The sequence below is a fragment of the Streptomyces sp. ITFR-21 genome (assembly GCF_031844685.1).
Lineage (GTDB): Bacteria > Actinomycetota > Actinomycetes > Streptomycetales > Streptomycetaceae > Actinacidiphila.
Window position 1 is genome coordinate 660,800 of record NZ_CP134605.1, and the last position, 15,503, is coordinate 676,302.

Genomic DNA, 15,503 nt, shown 5'->3' on the forward strand with positions numbered 1-15,503 from the left:
GCCGGTGCCCGGCCAGGGCGCACCGTTCGGCGGCATGGGGAAACCGCAGCTCACCCGTTCGGCCCCGGGTACACCGTCCGTCCGCCGACCACCGTACGCAACGCCGTGGGGAGTTCGCCGCCGGGTGTCACGTCGGGCAGGCCGGGGGTGCCGGAGCGCGGGTCGGTGGACCAGCCCGCGACCCGCTCGTCCGGGGCCTGTACGACCAGGTCGCCGACGCTCCAGACCGCGTAGTCGGCGGGCGCGCCGGGCACCAGGACGCCCGCGTCGTCCCGGCCGACGGCCCGCCAGCCGCCGCGGGTGTGGGCGTTGAAGGCGGCGCGGGCGGAGATCCGGTGCCCGGGGGTGCGGTGGAAGGTGGCGGCCCGCACCGCGCCCCACGGGTCGAGCGGGGTGACCGGGCTGTCCGAGCCGAGCACCAGCGGCACCCCGGCCCGGGTCATCGCGGCGAAGGGGTTGAGGGCCGCGGCCCGCCCGGCGCCGAGCCGGCGGGCGTACATGCCGTCCGGGCCGCCCCAGGCCGCGTCGAAGGCGGGCTGTACGGACGCGACGAGCCCGAACTCGGCGAAGGCGGCGATGGACCGCGCACTGATCAGCTCGGCGTGCTCCACCCTGTGCCGCAGCGCCCGTACCCGGTCCAGGCCGGCGGCCTCGGCGGCGGCCCGTACTCCGTCGACCACCGCGTCGACCGCCGCGTCGCCGATGGCGTGGAAGCCGGCCTGGACGCCCGCCCGGGTGCACAGTGTGAGGTGGCGGGCGATGGTCTCGGCGTCCAGGTGGGCGACGCCGGTGTGCGGGGCGTCGGCGTACGGCGCGTGCAGGCGGGCGGTGTGCGAGCCGATGGAGCCGTCCACGAACAGGTCGCCGCCGGCGCCGGTCGCCCCGAGGTCGCGGATCATGTCCAGGTCCTCCGGGCGCTGCCAGGGCTGCGCCCAGTAGCCGTGGACCCGGGGGCCCGCCTCGGCCGCGGCCAGGGCCAGCAGGCCGGTCAGGTCGTCCTCGCCGGAGATCTCGGGCCCGGCGCACTCGTGGACGGATCCGATGCCCTGGGCGGCGGCGTGGGCCAGCGCGGCGCGCTGCGCGGCCGTCCGCTGGGCGGGGGTGACGGCGGCGTAGGCGGCGCGGCGGACCGCGTGGTGGGCGTCGCGGGTCAGCGGGGCCAGCGGGTCGTGTCCGGGCAGCGCCTCGAGGCCGGGTACGAGGGCGGCCAGCGCGCTGCCGACCACCGCGGAGTGCACGTCGGTCCGGCTCAGGTAGACCGGCCGGCCGCCGGTCGCCCGGTCCAGTTCGGCGCGGGTCGGCGGGCGGCGCTCGGGCCAGCGGGTCTCGTCCCAGCCGTGGCCGAGCAGTACCCGGTCGGCGGGCCGGGCGGCGGCGTGGGCGGCGGTCCTGGCCAGTGCCTCGCCGAGCGAGCCGGCGTCGGTGAGGTCCAGCCCGGTCAGCGCCAGGCCGGTGGCGGTGGTGTGCACGTGCGCGTCGGTGAAGGCCGGGGTGACCAGGGCGCCGTCCAGTCGGACCACGGCGTCGACGCCGTCGGCGAAGGAGTCCGCGGCCCCTTCCGAGCCCACCCAGGCGACGGTGCCGCCGTCGACCACCATCGCGGTGGCGAAGGGGTCGGCGGGGCTGTGGACGAAGCCGCCGCGCAGCAGCACGGTGCCGCTGGGCGCGGGGCCCTGGGGGTGTTCGGTCGCGTCGGGAGTCCGCGTCGCGGAGGTGTCGTGCATGGGGTCCAGTCTCCCCCGGCGCCCGCCGCCCGCGGGGCGCGGGGGGTGCGGGTGCGGGTGCGGTACGGCGCGCGGGGGTCGTGCCTCGGCCGGGGGGAGCGGCCGTCAGACGCGCGGCGGCCTGGCCTCGTAGGCCGTGGAGAGCACCACCGTGGTGCGGGTGGAGACTCCGGCCAGGCTGCGGATGCGGCCCAGCAGGTGCTCCAGCTCGATGGGCGTGGCGACGCGGACCTTGAGGATGTAGTTCTCGTCGCCGGCCACGCTGTGGCACGCCTCGATCTCGGGCACGCCGGTGAGCCGGTCGGCGATGTCGTCGGGGGCGCTGGGGTCGAACGGCTTGACGGAGATGAACGCGGTGAGCGACAGGCCGATCGCCTCGGGGTCGATGAGCGCGGCGTAACCGCGGATCACCCCGCGCTGTTCGAGCCGCCGCACCCGCTGGTGCACCGCCGAGGTGGACAGGCCGGTGGCTTTGCCCAGGTCGGTGTAGCTCATCCGCCCGTCGGCGACGAGAAGTTCCACGATGTGCCGGTCCAGCTCCTCCACAGCGGACGACCTTACCCGTTGTGAGGGTCTCGGCGGCAGATGGACATCAGGTGGACATCAGCCGACGGAGGTAGGCGTTGCGGAACGTGCCCGCCGGATCGCACTCCTCGGCCATCGCCAGGAAGTCCGCCATCCGCGGGTAGGCGGCCCGGATCCGCTCCGGGTCGGTGGTGAAGAGCTTGCCCCAGTGCGGGCGCGCGTCCAGCGGGGCGAGGGCGGCCTCGACGGCGGCCAGCACCGGCGCGACGGCGGCCGGGTCCTTGATCCAGGTGAAGTGCAGTCCCACCGTGTCGCGGCCGTACGCGGGGCTGAGCCAGAGCCGGTCGGCGGCGATGGTGCGGATCTCGCAGATCTGGAGCACCGGGGCGATGGCCTCCCGCAGGCCGGCGAGGACTTCGAGGGCGGCTGCCGCCCCGGTCCGCGGCACCAGGTACTCGGACTGGAGCTCCTCACCGCTGCTGGGGGTGAAGTCGGGCCGGAAGTGCGGAAGCCGCTCGTACCAGGGGCCCGGCACGCCGTCCTGGGCCGTGCAGTGCACCGGGTCCACGCCGGGGACGGGGTGCAGCGGGCCGTCGGCGGGCCGGGTCTGCGGGATGTCGGCGGCGGGGGCGTCGGCGAGCTGTTTCAGCCAGACCTGGCCGAAGCGGGGGGCACGCCAGTCGGTGAACAGGCTGACGCTGTAGGCGGCGCCGGTGATGGCGTCGAAGTGCTCGACGGCGTGGTCGAGTCCGAGGCCGGTACGGACACGCTGCCGCATCCGGTACGCGGGCACGGTGTCGAGGGTGAGGTGGGTGACGACCCCGAGTGCGCCCAGCGACACCACCGTGCCGTCGAAGGTGTCGCCGTCGGAGTCGCGGCTGAAGGCGCGGGTGTCGCCGTCGGCGGTGACCAGTTCGACCGCCCGTACCGAGGTGGCGAGGCCGCCGTTGGCGTCGCCGGAGCCGTGGGTGCCGGTGGCGACCGAGCCGGCCACGGAGATGTGCGGCAGCGAGGCCATGTTGGGCAGCGCGCGTCCCGACGCGTCCAGCGTCCGGGCGAGTTCGGCGTAGCGGACGGCGGCGGCGACCCGTACGGTGCCGGCCGCGGTGTCCAGGTCGATCTCGGCGGGGAGCGCACCGAGATCGATCAGGTCGCCCTCGGTGTCGGCGATGTCGCTGAAGGAGTGGCCGCTGCCCAGGGCCTTGGCCTGACGGCTGCCGGCGACGAGGGCGCGCAGCGCGGCCAGATCAACCGGGCGGTGCACCCGGGCCGCGGCGAAGGTGAGGTTGCCCGCCCAGTTGGTTGGCATCGCCAGCCGCCTCCGTCCGTCGGCGCGGACCCGCCTGGCCTCGCCCGACGCCACCTTATCCGGCGCCGCGGCAAGGGCCCGTGCCGACTGCCGCGGGGCGTTGGGGGGTGCGTGGTCGCACAGTGGGGGCGCATGCGCCAGCTCGTCACCGTGATGTGATGAAGGCCACACCCTGTGCAACCGCGGTGCCTCCGGTGGCGTGATTACACGCGTAGCACGGCGGGAAGTGCTCGCTATGGCCACGAGCGGTGAAGCCGGGCCGGCCTGTCGAGGGCACCCATCCAAGGGGGAGACGCGTCATGCGTAACCATGTGCGCCGCAATGGCAGCGAGCGGACCCTGTCCGCCTTCGAGGAGGGCGGCGAACGCGAGTTCGCGCTCGCGCTGGCGGAGGAGGCCGACGACGACGAGGCGTTCGACGACGAGTCCGGCGGTGTCGTCCGGCTGGCCTGCCCGGACTGCGGGCGGCCGATCGCGGTCTTCGAGGACGAGGACAGCCTGCCGCAGCACGCCCTGTGCCCCACCCCCTGGAACCCCTTCGGCCTGACGGTCTGCGGCGGCTCGGGCCGCGCGGTCGCCGAGGCCCGGCCGGTGGACGGCCCGGAGCCGGTCGAGGAGCAGGAGCTGGCGGTGCTGCTGACCCTGCCCGCCGAACTCGACTGGCGCACCCAGCCGTTCTCGCACGTCGGCGGCCCCGGCTCGCGGCCGGTCCGGATCCCCGCGCCCGGTCTGGCGGCCTGAGCCCACCCGGTCACGCGTCGGGCGCGCCGGGCCCACCGGGCGCGCCGGCCACGCGGGCCACGCGGGCCACGGCAAGCGGCACGGTCGGCGACAGGCAAGCAGGCGGGCGGGCGGGTAAGTAGGCGGGCGGGCAGTGCGGTCAGCGGCAGGCGCCGCGGACCGTGCGGGGACCCCGGGCCGGCGTCCCCGCACGGACCCCGAACCAGCCCCGCACCGGCCCGGCACGGCCCGGTCGGTACCGGGAAGGCGCCCCGCGGGTCCCCCGGCCGGCGCCGGAGGGCCCGGCGGCCCGCCGAGGGCGGCGCACGGCGGGCGCGCGGCGGGCGCGCGGTGCGCGCGGGGGTCAGTCGCGGGACTCCGGGCCCGCGAGATGGCGGGCGATGACCATCCGCTGGATCTGGTTGGTGCCCTCCACGATCTGCAGCACCTTGGCCTCGCGCATGTAGCGCTCGACGGGGAAGTCCGCGGTGTAGCCGTAGCCGCCGAGGAGTTGGACGGCGTCGGTGGTGACCCGCATGGCGGTGTCGGTGCAGAAGAGCTTGGCCATCGCCGCCTGCCGGGTGAAGTCCTCGCCCGCGTCGCGCAGTCGGGCCGCCGTCAGATAGAGCGCGCGGCCCGCCTCGATTTGGGTGGCCATGTCGGCCAGGGTGAAGCGCAGGCCCTGGAAGTCGGCGATCGGCCGGCCGAACTGCCGCCGCTCCAGGGCGTAGCCGAGCGCGGCGTCCAGCGCCGCCTGCGCCAGACCGACGGCACACGCGGCGATGCCGAGCCGCCCGGAGTCCAGGGCGGCCAGCGCGATGGCGAAGCCGTGTCCCTCGTCGCCGATCCGCCGGGTGTCCGGCACCCGCACCCCGTCGAAGGTCACCTGCGCGGTCGGCGAGCCCTTCATGCCCATCTTCCGCTCGGGCGGCGCGGCGGTCAGCCCGGGTGTGTCGCCCGGTACGAGGTAGGCGGAGATGCCGTGCGCGCCCTGGCCGCCGCTGCGCGCCAGCACCGTGTAGAAGTCGGCGACGCCGCCGTGGGTGATCCACGCCTTGGTGCCGTCGACGGTCCAGGTGTCGCCGTCGCGGACCGCCCGGGTGCGCAGGTTCGCGGCGTCGGAGCCCGAGGCGGGCTCCGACAGGCAGTAGGCGCCGAGCAGGCCGCCGCCGAGCATCGCCGGCAGGTGGTCGGCGCGCTGCTCCTTGCTGCCGAAGGCGGCCAGCGCGTGGCAGGCCAGGGTGTGCACACTGACCCCGAGGGCGACGGTGAGCCGGGCCGCGGCCAGTTCTTCGAGCACCTGGAGGTACACCTCGTACGGCTGCCCGCCGCCGCCGTGCTCCTCCGGGTAGGGCAGGCCGAGCAGTCCTGCCCCGCCGATCAGCCGGAACGTCTCGCGCGGGAAGTGTCCGGCCTCCTCCTCGGCCGCCGCCGAGGGCGCGATCTCCCGCTGGGCGATCTCCCGGGTCAGGGCCAGCAGCGCGCCGGCCTCCTCGGTGGGCGGCCGGCGGAAAACGGGCTGCGGGCCTCGCGGGCCGTGGCCGTGCTGCGGCATTGCGGCACATCCTCCCTGTCGGGGGCGACGGCGGCACCGCTGTGGGTGAGGCGGAACCGTCCGGTGGGCGATACCCCATTCCCGATCCTCCCCTGCCGGGTCGCGGCAGACGGGTGATCCACGGGTCTGGCCGTTGGAGTATGCCCGATCGGCGCCTCTTCGTCACGACCGTCTCCGGCTGTCCCGGTCTGTTCCCGGCCACCGGCGGGCGCCGGTTCGGGAAAGCGGCGGGGACGGTGCGGAACGGCGTCGTACGCTTCGGACATGGAGAGTTTGGGGGACGCCGATCCGCGTTCGGTCGGCGGGTATCCGCTGTTCGCGCGGCTCGGCGCAGGGGGCATGGGCCAGGTGTATCTGGCACGGACACCGGCCGGGCGGGCGCTCGCGCTGAAGACCGTACGGTCGGAGTTCGGACTGGATCCGGCCTTCGGGGAGCGCTTCGCCCGGGAGATCCGGCACGCGGACCGGGTGCGCTCGCCGTGGACCGTGGCGGTGGTGGACTTCTCGCCGGCCGGCACCAGTCCGCAGTGGCTCGCCACCGAGTACGTGGCGGCGCCGTCGCTGGCGGAATGGGTGGGCGGGCACGGCCCGCTGCCGGAGGCGAGCCTGACCGCGCTCGCCGCCGAACTGTGCGAGGGGCTCCAGGCGGTGCACCAGGCCGGATTGGCGCACCGGGACGTCAAGCCGTCCAACGTGCTGCTGCCGGGCACCCGGCCGCTGCTGATCGACTTCGGCATCGCCCGCGCGGCTGAGGACTCGCGGCACACCCGCACCGGCGGGGTGATCGGCTCCCCCGGCTACATGGCGCCCGAGCAGGCCACCGCGGGCGTGTCGGCGGAGCCGGGCGACGTCTTCGCCCTGGGTGCGCTGCTGGTGTACGCGGCCACCGGCCGGGGCCCGTTCCACCGGTTCGGCGAGGAGCCGTCCGCACCGGCGCTGCTCTACCGGGTGGTCCACGAGGAGCCCGATCTGGCCGGGGTGCCCGCGGCGGTGCTGCCGCTGGTGCGGGCCTGCCTGGTGAAGGAGCCCGGGGAGCGCCCGACCGCGCGCGCCGCCGCCGGGCTGCTGCCCGAGGCGGACCGGGCGGCCGGCGGCTGGGCGGCCCGCAGGCCGCCGGAGCTGGCGGCCGAGCTGCGGGCCCTCGAGGCCGAGATGAAGGCGGCGCTCGGGGAGGCGCCCGCGGCCGGGGCCGAGAGGCCCGCCGCCACCGCGCCGCTCACCGCCCCGACCGGCTCCACCTCGCGGAGCGCCGCCGGGACCGCGCTCGGCCCGTCCCCGTACGCCCCCGCCGGCACCCGCCCGGCGGCGGCGTACCACCCGGCCTACCAGAGCGGGACGGCCGCCCCTCTGCGGCGGCCGAACGGCGGCGGCTGGGGCGCGGCGCCCCGGCCCGCGCCGCAGCCCGCGCCGCAGCCCAGGCCGCGGCCGGCGGGCGTCGGACGCAAAGTCCCGCTGGTCGCGGCGGCCGTGGGCGCCGCGGTGGTGCTGGTCCTGGCCGGCCTGCTGATCCGTCATCTGCGCCACCCCGGCACCGGCGACGACGCCGCCTCCGGCGGCGGCAGCGGCACGCCGTCCACCTCCGCGCCGGCGAGCGGCGGCACGGACGCCGACGCACTGCCCGCCTCCTGGGTCGGCACCTGGCTCGGCAACGGCCCCGGCGACCCGCAGGGTTCGCTGCTGTCCCCGCGTACCGACAGCTTCAAGGTCACCTTGACGCTGCGGGCGGGCAGGCGCGGCGAGATCGTCGGGCAGCAGGTCAGCGACGTCCACGACGTGGACACCGGCGCGAACGACGGGTGCACCGAGTCGCTGGAGCTGTCCCAGGTCAACGGGGACACCATGGTGTTCGCGGCGCGCTCGCCGCACCCCACCGACCCGTCCGCCACCGATTCCTGCCCGACCGGCAACAGCTACACGGTGACCATGGTCGGCGGCGTGCTGCGGCTCGACCCCGGTTCGCAGTCCGCCGGTTCGCCGAGCACCTTCGCCAAACTCTGACCGGCCCGCCGCCCCCGGAAGGTCCGCCGCCCGGGGGCGGTCAGCCGCCTGGGGGCGGTCAGCCGATCCGCAGGCCCGCCCAGAGCGCGACCGTGGCCGCCACCAGCGTCGGCGGCACGGTCAGCAGGCCCAGCCGGGTGAAGGTGCGCAGCGACGCGTCCGTGCCGTGGTCCTGGAGCACTCGCCGCCACAGCAGGGTGGCCAGCGAGCCGGCGTAGGTCAGGTTGGGGCCGAGGTTGACGCCGACGAGGACGGCCAGGACCGGGCCGGGGCCGCCGCCCTCGACCAGCGGGAGCAGCGCCAGCACCGCGGGCAGGTTGTTGATCAGGTTGGCGAGTAGGGCGGCGAGCGCGGCGACGCCGAGCAGGGCGGGCAGTCCGTCGCCGTCGGGCAGCACCCGCCCGGCGCCGTCGGCGAGCCCGTTGTCGACCACCGCCTTGACGACGACGCCGAGGGCCAGCACGAACAGGCAGAACAGCGGTCCGGCCGCCGCCACCAGCCCGGCGGCGGTGGTCCGGCGGCGGCGCAGCGCCCGGCCGGCCAGGACCAGCGCGCCCGCCAGCGCCGCCCAGGCGGGGTTGAGGCCGGCGAACGAGGTGACCGCGAAGCCGGCCAGCGTCAGCGCCAGCACGACGAGGGTGAACACCGGTACGGCGGGCGGCTCGCCCGGCTCCGGCGGGTGCCCGGTGACCGCGAGGTCGGCGGCGAAGTACCGTCGGAGGACCGCGTACTCGATGGCGACGGCCAGCAGCCACGGCACCGCCATCAGCGCCGCGAAGCGGGTGAAGGACACCCCGGCGGCGGTGAACGCCAGCAGGTTCGTCAGGTTGGACACCGGCAGCAGCAGCGACGCGGAGTTCGACAGGTGCGCGGTGGCGTAGACCGGGGGCCGCGGCCGGGCGCCGGCCCTGGCCGCGGTGGCGATGATCACCGGGGTGAGCAGCACCACGGTGGCGTCCAGGCTCAGTACCGCGGTGACCAGGGCGGCCACGACGAACACGCCGGCCAGCAGCCGCCGCGGCTCGCCCTGGCAGGCGCGGGCCACCGCGTCGCCGGCCGCGGTGAACAGCCCGTCGTCGGCGCAGAGTCCGGCCAGCACCAGCACGGCGGCGAGGAAGCCGACGACGGGCGCCAGCTGCCGGGTCTGCGCCCAGGCGTCCGAGCGGCCCACCGCGCCGACCGCGACGAGCAGTCCGGCGGCCGGTACGGCGGCGAGCGCCTCCGGCAGGCCGCGCGGCCGCGCCACGGCGAAGGCGAGGACGGCGAGCAGGCAGGCGACGGACAGGACCTCGGCTGCGGCGGGGTTCAGCGGGACTCCAGAGTGCGGCTCGGAGGGCGAGCCCGGTCACCGGGCCGCCCGCGCGTACCGGGGAATTCCATCACGCCGCCCGCCGCCGGCCGCCCTTCGGGCGCCGGACCGGTCAGCCGGCGTCGGCCAGGGTGAGGGCGTGCAGCAGTTCGGGCGGGCCGGGGCGGCCGTAGTACCAGCCCTGCCCGGTGTCGCAGCCCAGCGCCCGCAGGTGCTCGGCCTGGTGGCGGGTCTCCACGCCCTCGACGGTGACGGTGAGGTCCAGCGCGTGGGCCATCGACACGATGCCCTCGACGATCTTCAGGTCGACCGGGTCGGCGGGCTGCTCGCGCATGCCGAGGGTGAAGGCGCGGTCGAGCTTGAGCACGCTCAGCGGCAGCCAGCGCAGCGCGGACAGGTTGGAGTAGCCGGTGCCGAAGTCGTCCAGGGCTATCGACACCCCGAGGTCGGCGATCCGGCGCAGCGGCCTGAGCTGTTCCTCGTCGGCGCCGATCAGCGCGCTCTCGGTGACCTCGAGGCACAGCGACTCGGGGGCCAGTCCCGTCTCGTCCAGCACCCGGGCGACCTCGACCACTAGGTTCGGGTGGTGCAGCTGGATCGGCGAGAGGTTGACGTTGACCCGCGGGGCGCGGCCCCCCTCGTGCTGGCACTGCCATGCGCGGGCCTGCCGGGCGGCCTGCTCCAGCACCCAGCGGCCGAGCGGCACGATCTGCCCGGTGTGCTCGGCGAGCGGGATGAACTGGTCGGGGCCGAGCACGCCGTGCACCGGGTGACCCCAGCGGACCAGGGCCTCGGCGCCGCGGACGGCGCCGTCGTCCAGCCCGATCAGCGGCTGGTACTCGATGAAGAACTCCCCGCGCTCCAGGGCACTCGGCAGCCGGTTGGTCAGGCCGTGCCGGGTGATGGCGCGGGCGTCGGCGTCGGGGTCGGCGACCTCGTAGCGGTTGCCGCCCAGCTCCTTGGCGCGGTACATGGTGATGTCCGCACTGCGCAGCACGTCGGCGGCGGCGCGGTCGCCGACCGGGCCGTGCACGATGCCGATGCTGCCGTGCACGGTCAGTTCCCGTTTGTCGAGCGGCACCGGGGCGGCCAGCGCGTCGAGGATCCGGCCGGCCAGGTCGGTGACCTCGCGCAGGCTCGGCGGGTCGGTGTAGAGGGCGACGAACTCGTCGCCGCCGATGCGGGCGACGAGCTGGTCCGGTGAGGTGAGGCAGCCGCTCAGCCGCTCGGCGACGGCTACCAGCAGCCGGTCGCCGACCTCGTGGCCGAGGCTGTCGTTGACGGCCTTGAAGCCGTCCAGGTCCAGGTAGCAGACACCGATCCGGCTGGTGCCGCCGTTGTCGGCCAGCGCCTGGTCGAGCCGTTCGAAGAACAGCGCGCGGTTGGGCAGGCCGGTGAGCGCGTCGTGGGTGGCCTCGTGGCGCAGCCGGTCCAGCAGGCCGCGGCGTTCGGTGATGTCCTCCAGCAGGGCGAGCTGGTACTGCGGCCGGCCGGCGTCGTCGCGCAGCAGGGACACCCGGACGTTGGCCCACAGCACCGAGCCGTCGGCGCGCGGGTAGGCCTTCTCGGTGTGGTAGCCGTCGCGTGCGCCGCGGACGAGTTCGGCGTTGGGGACGTGGTTCCCCGCCCGGTCGTCGGCGTGCACCCAGTCGGTGACGTTGCGCCGCATGACGTGCGCCTGGCCGCCGAACATCCGGGCCAGCGCGTCGTTGACCTCCAGGATGCGGCCGTCGAGACCGGCGATGCCGATACCGATGGCGGCGCCCTCGAAAACCGCGCGGAACCGGGCCTCGCTCGCGGCCAGCGCGCGTTCGGCGTCGGTCTGCGCGGAGAGGGCGGCGCGGGAGAGCGACTCCTGTTCGCGCAGGGTGCGTTCGCGCAGCGCCTGGGAGAAGCCGACGGCGACCGCGTGCTGGAGGCGGGCGCAGCGGGCGCGGCTCTCGTCGAGCGGCAGGCCGGGCTCGGGCGGGCAGTAGAGCACCAGGTAGGCCTCGATGACGCCGAGGATATTGGGCAGCGACTCGGGGTCGGTGCAGTGCGCGGCGACCAGCGCGGTGCCGACCGGGACGGCGGCGCGCGGGTCGAAGCGCCGGGCCCGCAGCGCGTCGCGCAGGATCCGGGCCTGCGGCACCAGGTGGTCCTCGAACTCGGCGCGGGTCATGGAGGTCGCGGTGGCCGGGTAGATCGCCCGGCTCCAGATGGCGGCGAACCGGCGCAGGCTGTCGTCCTGGTCTGTCCCGCCGGCTCCGGTCTCCTGGTCGCCGTCGGCCGGTCCGCTGGTCACGCCTTCAGCCCCACACCGGCGAGGCCGTGGTGTACGGCGGGGTCGTCGTCGTCGCCGGGGGGCGTGTCGGGGCGCCAGAAGGGCAGCGGGACGATGCCGGGTTCGACGATCTCGAAGCCGTTGAAGAAAGGTTGCAGCTCGGCGGTGGAGCGCATGATCAGCGGGGTCGCGGTGCGCTGGTACGCCTGCTGTACGCCCTGCTGGCCGGCCGCCTTGGGTCCGCTCTCGTCCGTGGCGTGGGTGATGACGACGATGCTGCCGGGAGCCAGCGCGTCCCGCAGGGTGGCGATGATCTCGGCCGGGCGGTCCTCGTCGGGCAGGAAGTGCACGACGGCGATCAGCATCAGGGCCACCGGCCGGTCGAAGTCCAGCATCCGGCGGGTTTCGGCGTCGTCCAGCACCGACCGCGGGTCGCGCAGGTCGGCGCGGGCGATCGTGGCGCCCTCGTTGTCCTCCAGCACCGCGCGGCTGTGGGCGACGGCCACCGGGTCGTTGTCGACGTAGACCACGCGGGAGCCGGGGCTGGCGGCGTGGGCGACCTCGTGCACGTTGCCGAAGGTGGGGATGCCGGAGCCGATGTCCAGGAACTGGGTGATGCCGAGGTCCACCGCGAAGCGCACCGCGCGGCGCATCACCGCCCGGTTGGCCTGGCCGATTTTGGGGATTCCGGGAAGTGCCTGGAGCGCGACCCTGGCGGCTTCCCGGTCCACCTCGAAATTGTGCGAGCCACCGAGGAAGTAGTCGTAGATCCGCGAGACGCTGGGCACGGTGAGATCGATGCCCTGCGGGGCCCAGGAAGGACGGTCGGTCACGGTCGGTGTCTCCAGGTCATGAGGCTCAACGGACGCGTCTGAAGCGGAGGTTCGCCGAATGCAGGCCGCACCGGGCGAGGGACTGAGAATGCACGGTGCCGGGCACGAGGCTACTGATCACCTGTTCGGAGTGAAACACGAAACCGGAGACGCGGCGTCCCTTTTCGGCCAACAAACACCGGCATGCGCATATGCGAAAACGCGCATTGCAGGGACGCGCACAAGGCACGGCGGGCCCGCGGCTGCTGTTCGCCGCGGGCCCGCCGTCGATTTCAGGACAGTGTCAACAGTGCCGGGGGGCCGCCGGTCCGCCGTCCCCCGGCGGCCGTCGGCCGGGGGCGGGCGGGGACCGCCGGGGCCGCGGCCCCGGCGTCAGCAGGCGCCCTCGTCCTGCCACACGCCCCACTGCCCGGTGGTGCCGGGCTCCTCGTTGGTGGTCCACCACTTGGCCAGCCACTTGTGGCCGTTGTGGGCGACCTCGTTGCCGCCGACGTAGACCGCGGAGGCGGTCCACTGGGTGAGCGTGCCGCAGTTGCCGCCGGGCGGGGTGGTCGGCGGCTCGGTGGTCGGCGGCGTCGTGACCGGCGGGGTGGCGCCGGCGAACCGCACGCTGTACTTGGCGAAGTCCCAGGCGCCCTGGGCGACGCTGCTGCACGTACCGGAGGTGGTGCCGTTGTCCGGCGGGTTGCACTGCCGGTCGCGGTTGAGCGACCAGAAGGTGAAGCGGCCCATCCCGTGGCTGGTCGCGTAGTCCAGCACGGTCTGGAAGTCGGCCTGGTAGAAGTACTCGCCGGAGTCGCTGCGGCCGTTCATCCCGGAGAAGCCCTCGTGGGCGTACGCGGTCGCGGTGTCCCAGCCGAAGGTAGTCTTGAGCAGGCCGTTGAACGCGGTGAGCGCGCTGGTCTGGGAGGCGGCGCCGTTGAAGCCGCCGTCGAAGGGCATGATGGAGAAGTTGTTGGGCGTGAAGCCCTGCGACTTGGCCTCGTTGAGCATCTGCTGCCCGAACCAGCCGGTGCCGGCCGCGGTGCCGGCGGTGGTGACCGAGATGTAGATGCCGGGGTTGTTCTGCTGGAGGATCTTGGCCGCGCCGATCTCGTGCGCGACCGCGGCGGTGTTCTCGTACTCCGGCTCCTCCAGGTCGAAGTCGATCGCCTTGAGCTGGTACTTGTTGACCACCTGCTGGTACGCCGCGGCCGTCGAGGCCGCGTCGGAGCACGCCTGGCCCAGCTTGGTGCCGCCGTAGCCGCCGATGGAGACGGACACGTCGCCGCCCTTGGCCCGGATCGCGGAGATCACGCCGCCCACCGCGGTGTCGGAGGACACCGCGCCGGTACCGCCCCAGGTGGGGCTACAGCCGCCGCCGTTGGGCGCGAGGATGAAGGCGAGCTGGAAGGCCTTCAGCCCGGTGGCGTCCATGATCTGGCCGGCGTCCGGCGGGTTGTTGTCCAGCGGCATCAGGTAGGGCGCGGCGGCGTACCAGCTGCTGCTCAGCGCGTTCGCCGCCGTCGTGGCACCGCTGGCCTGCCCGGCGCCGAGCGCCTGGACCGTGCCGAGTCCCGCGACGGCGAGCACGGCGGCGGCGACACCCGTCCCGAGCGCTTTGAGTCGTCTCACGTCGGACCTCTTCGTTGTAGGGGGAGGGAGCAGCAGAATCCTGCCCATGGCGTGCACCCGTCAATGATTTGGTCCAGACCTTTAGAGCAATCCACAAATTGGTCTCTACCACTTGGCACCCACCAGGCCGCCCCTCACCAGGAGAAGTCCCTTGTCACGGTGCGGGCGGTCCGGCCGGGGACCGGACCGCCCGGGCGGGGACCGGACCGCCCGGGCGGGCGGGCGCGGTCAGACGACGCCCACCGAGGCGAGGGCGCGGCGCTGGGCCGGGGACGGCTTGGCGGGGAAGTAGAGGTAGCAGATCCCGCCGGTACCGCTGGAGACGCCGCCGGAGGCGTTGATCCGCTTGGTCCGCAGCCAGACGGTCTCGAACTGCGCCCGCCGGTAGACGTTGCGGACCGCGGCGTCGTCGGCGCTCGCCGGGTCGTTGGCCACCACGTCGCCGTCGGCCGTGAAGCCGACGACGCACATCAGGTGCCCCGACGTGCCGTACCCCGCGCCGTCCAGCTCGCTCGCCAGGAAGGACTGGGAGGTGATCACCGGGATGCCGGCCCTGGTCAGCCGCTCGACCTCGTTCAGCGAGCGCAGCCGGGTGACCACGCCCTGCAGGTCCGGGTAGGTGGCCGCGTAGGCGGCGTTGAAGGGCCAGTTGCCGCAGCCCTCGTACTGGTAGTCGTACGTGTGGCGGGCGGCCTGGTCGACCTGCGGGTCGGCGTAGGCGGGGTCCACCCAGGCCAGGTCGGCCGCGGACGGCCCGCGGCCCCAGTACTCGACGACCATGGTGGACGAGGTGGGGCTGCACCACGCCTCGCCGCCGTTGTCGTACTGCGGGTACTCGCCCTTGTGGATCTCCTGCGAGTAGCGTGGCACCGGCAGTTCGGTCCCGGCACCGGCGCCCGGCACCGAGGCGGGCACCGTGTAGCGGTCGGGGATGTCGGAGGCCATCGCGCCCAGCCGCCACACCGTCGGGGTGAGCCGGCTGCCGGGCCGGCGCAGCAGCGTCAGCCGCAGCCGGTACGAGGCGAGCAGCGGGCCGGCGCCCGCGTCGTCGACGGCGAAGGTGTCGGTCCCGATACTGCTCCGGCCGTCGCTCTGGCCGTCGACCGAGGTGCGGCGGATGTCCTGCGGTCCGTCGCCCGCTGTCCAGCGGCCCATGACGTAGGCGGGGGTCGCGGTGCCGTCGGTGTACGTGCCGAGCAGCTCGACCTGGATCCAGGTGCCGGCCGGGGTGTCCGCGTTCCAGGAGGCGATCAGCTCGCTCGCGGGCCGCGGCACCCGGCGCGCCGGGGAGGTCCAGATCGCGGTCTCCCAGGTCGCCGTGGTGCCGGTGTGCGGGTCGGCGTAGTCGAAAGTGCCGGTCGCGCGGGCGATCCGCACACCGGGCCGCCGGCCGGGCACCGGGAGGGTGCCCTGGTGCGTGCCGAACAGCCAGTCGGGGTACGACGTCCAGCCGTGGTAGTCGACGGGGGCGGGGTCGGGCACGGGCCCGCCCGGGTGCCGCGGCCCGGGGGCGGCGGCGCCGGCGGGCGCGGGGGCGGCGTCCGCCGTGGACGCGGTGGCGGCGGCGGCGGCCACCGCGATGGCGGCGGTGAGTACGGTACGCCGGGGCGCGTTGTCGGTCATGGCGTGAGGTCCCTCGACTTCCCTCGACGTG

General features: G+C 75.0%; 11 protein-coding genes. 2 read left to right on the forward strand and 9 right to left on the reverse strand.

Going from position 1 to position 15,503, the window contains the following annotated elements:
* Positions 1-50: 50 nt before the first annotated feature.
* From RLT57_RS02890 to RLT57_RS02900, 3 genes are all read right to left on the reverse strand, one after another.
* On the reverse strand, positions 51-1,724 hold the full coding sequence (locus RLT57_RS02890; RefSeq protein WP_311295783.1) for an amidohydrolase: 1,674 nt from the start codon (positions 1,722-1,724) through the stop codon (positions 51-53).
* Between the two features lie 105 nt (positions 1,725-1,829).
* Positions 1,830-2,270: an Lrp/AsnC family transcriptional regulator gene (locus RLT57_RS02895; RefSeq protein WP_311295784.1), complete on the reverse strand. Its 441-nt coding sequence runs from the start codon at positions 2,268-2,270 to the stop codon at positions 1,830-1,832.
* Positions 2,271-2,316: 46 nt separating this feature from the next.
* Positions 2,317-3,558, reverse strand: a complete 1,242-nt coding sequence (locus tag RLT57_RS02900; RefSeq protein WP_311295785.1) for a D-arabinono-1,4-lactone oxidase — start codon at positions 3,556-3,558, stop codon at positions 2,317-2,319.
* A 299-nt stretch (positions 3,559-3,857) separates the two neighbouring features.
* On the opposite strand from RLT57_RS02900, the gene RLT57_RS02905 reads away from it, so the two are divergent.
* The gene (locus tag RLT57_RS02905; protein WP_311295786.1) at positions 3,858-4,298 is read left to right on the forward strand and encodes a hypothetical protein; all 441 of its coding nucleotides are present in this window, start codon (positions 3,858-3,860) and stop codon (positions 4,296-4,298) included.
* Positions 4,299-4,641: 343 nt separating this feature from the next.
* Here the strand turns inward: RLT57_RS02905 and RLT57_RS02910 are convergent, their stop codons facing one another.
* Positions 4,642-5,832, reverse strand: a complete 1,191-nt coding sequence (locus RLT57_RS02910; RefSeq protein WP_311295787.1) for an acyl-CoA dehydrogenase family protein — start codon at positions 5,830-5,832, stop codon at positions 4,642-4,644.
* 264 nt (positions 5,833-6,096) lie between these two features.
* Here RLT57_RS02910 and RLT57_RS02915 point away from each other — a divergent pair, with 264 nt between their 5' ends.
* A complete protein-coding gene (locus RLT57_RS02915; RefSeq protein ID WP_311295788.1) occupies positions 6,097-7,830 on the forward strand; it encodes a serine/threonine-protein kinase in 1,734 nt (577 codons plus the stop codon).
* A 58-nt stretch (positions 7,831-7,888) separates the two neighbouring features.
* Here the strand turns inward: RLT57_RS02915 and RLT57_RS02920 are convergent, their stop codons facing one another.
* From RLT57_RS02920 to RLT57_RS02940, 5 genes are all read right to left on the reverse strand, one after another.
* Positions 7,889-9,139 (reverse strand): SLC13 family permease, encoded by a 1,251-nt coding sequence (locus tag RLT57_RS02920; RefSeq protein WP_311300549.1) that lies wholly within the window; start codon positions 9,137-9,139, stop codon positions 7,889-7,891.
* A gap of 112 nt (positions 9,140-9,251) precedes the next feature.
* Positions 9,252-11,423 (reverse strand): putative bifunctional diguanylate cyclase/phosphodiesterase, encoded by a 2,172-nt coding sequence (locus RLT57_RS02925; protein WP_311295789.1) that lies wholly within the window; start codon positions 11,421-11,423, stop codon positions 9,252-9,254.
* On the reverse strand, positions 11,420-12,235 hold the full coding sequence (locus tag RLT57_RS02930; protein ID WP_311295790.1) for an SAM-dependent methyltransferase: 816 nt from the start codon (positions 12,233-12,235) through the stop codon (positions 11,420-11,422). Before RLT57_RS02930 ends, RLT57_RS02925 begins: the two co-directional genes overlap by 4 nt.
* Positions 12,236-12,607: 372 nt before the next feature.
* Positions 12,608-13,849, reverse strand: a complete 1,242-nt coding sequence (locus RLT57_RS02935; RefSeq protein ID WP_311295791.1) for a carbohydrate-binding protein — start codon at positions 13,847-13,849, stop codon at positions 12,608-12,610.
* A gap of 228 nt (positions 13,850-14,077) precedes the next feature.
* Positions 14,078-15,472 (reverse strand): peptidase C39 family protein, encoded by a 1,395-nt coding sequence (locus tag RLT57_RS02940; protein WP_311295792.1) that lies wholly within the window; start codon positions 15,470-15,472, stop codon positions 14,078-14,080.
* Positions 15,473-15,503 lie beyond the last annotated feature (31 nt).

Bases quoted from the DNA above. Each gene is read 5' to 3' on its own strand.
- RLT57_RS02910 (WP_311295787.1), bottom strand. From the start codon at position 5,832: ATGCCGCAGCACGGCCACGGCCCGCGAGGCCCGCAGCCCGTTTTCCGC.
- RLT57_RS02890 (WP_311295783.1), bottom strand. From the start codon at position 1,724: ATGCACGACACCTCCGCGACGCGGACTCCCGACGCGACCGAACACCCC.
- RLT57_RS02915 (WP_311295788.1), top strand. From the start codon at position 6,097: ATGGAGAGTTTGGGGGACGCCGATCCGCGTTCGGTCGGCGGGTATCCG.
- RLT57_RS02940 (WP_311295792.1), bottom strand. From the start codon at position 15,472: ATGACCGACAACGCGCCCCGGCGTACCGTACTCACCGCCGCCATCGCG.
- RLT57_RS02905 (WP_311295786.1), top strand. From the start codon at position 3,858: ATGCGTAACCATGTGCGCCGCAATGGCAGCGAGCGGACCCTGTCCGCC.
- RLT57_RS02900 (WP_311295785.1), bottom strand. From the start codon at position 3,558: ATGCCAACCAACTGGGCGGGCAACCTCACCTTCGCCGCGGCCCGGGTG.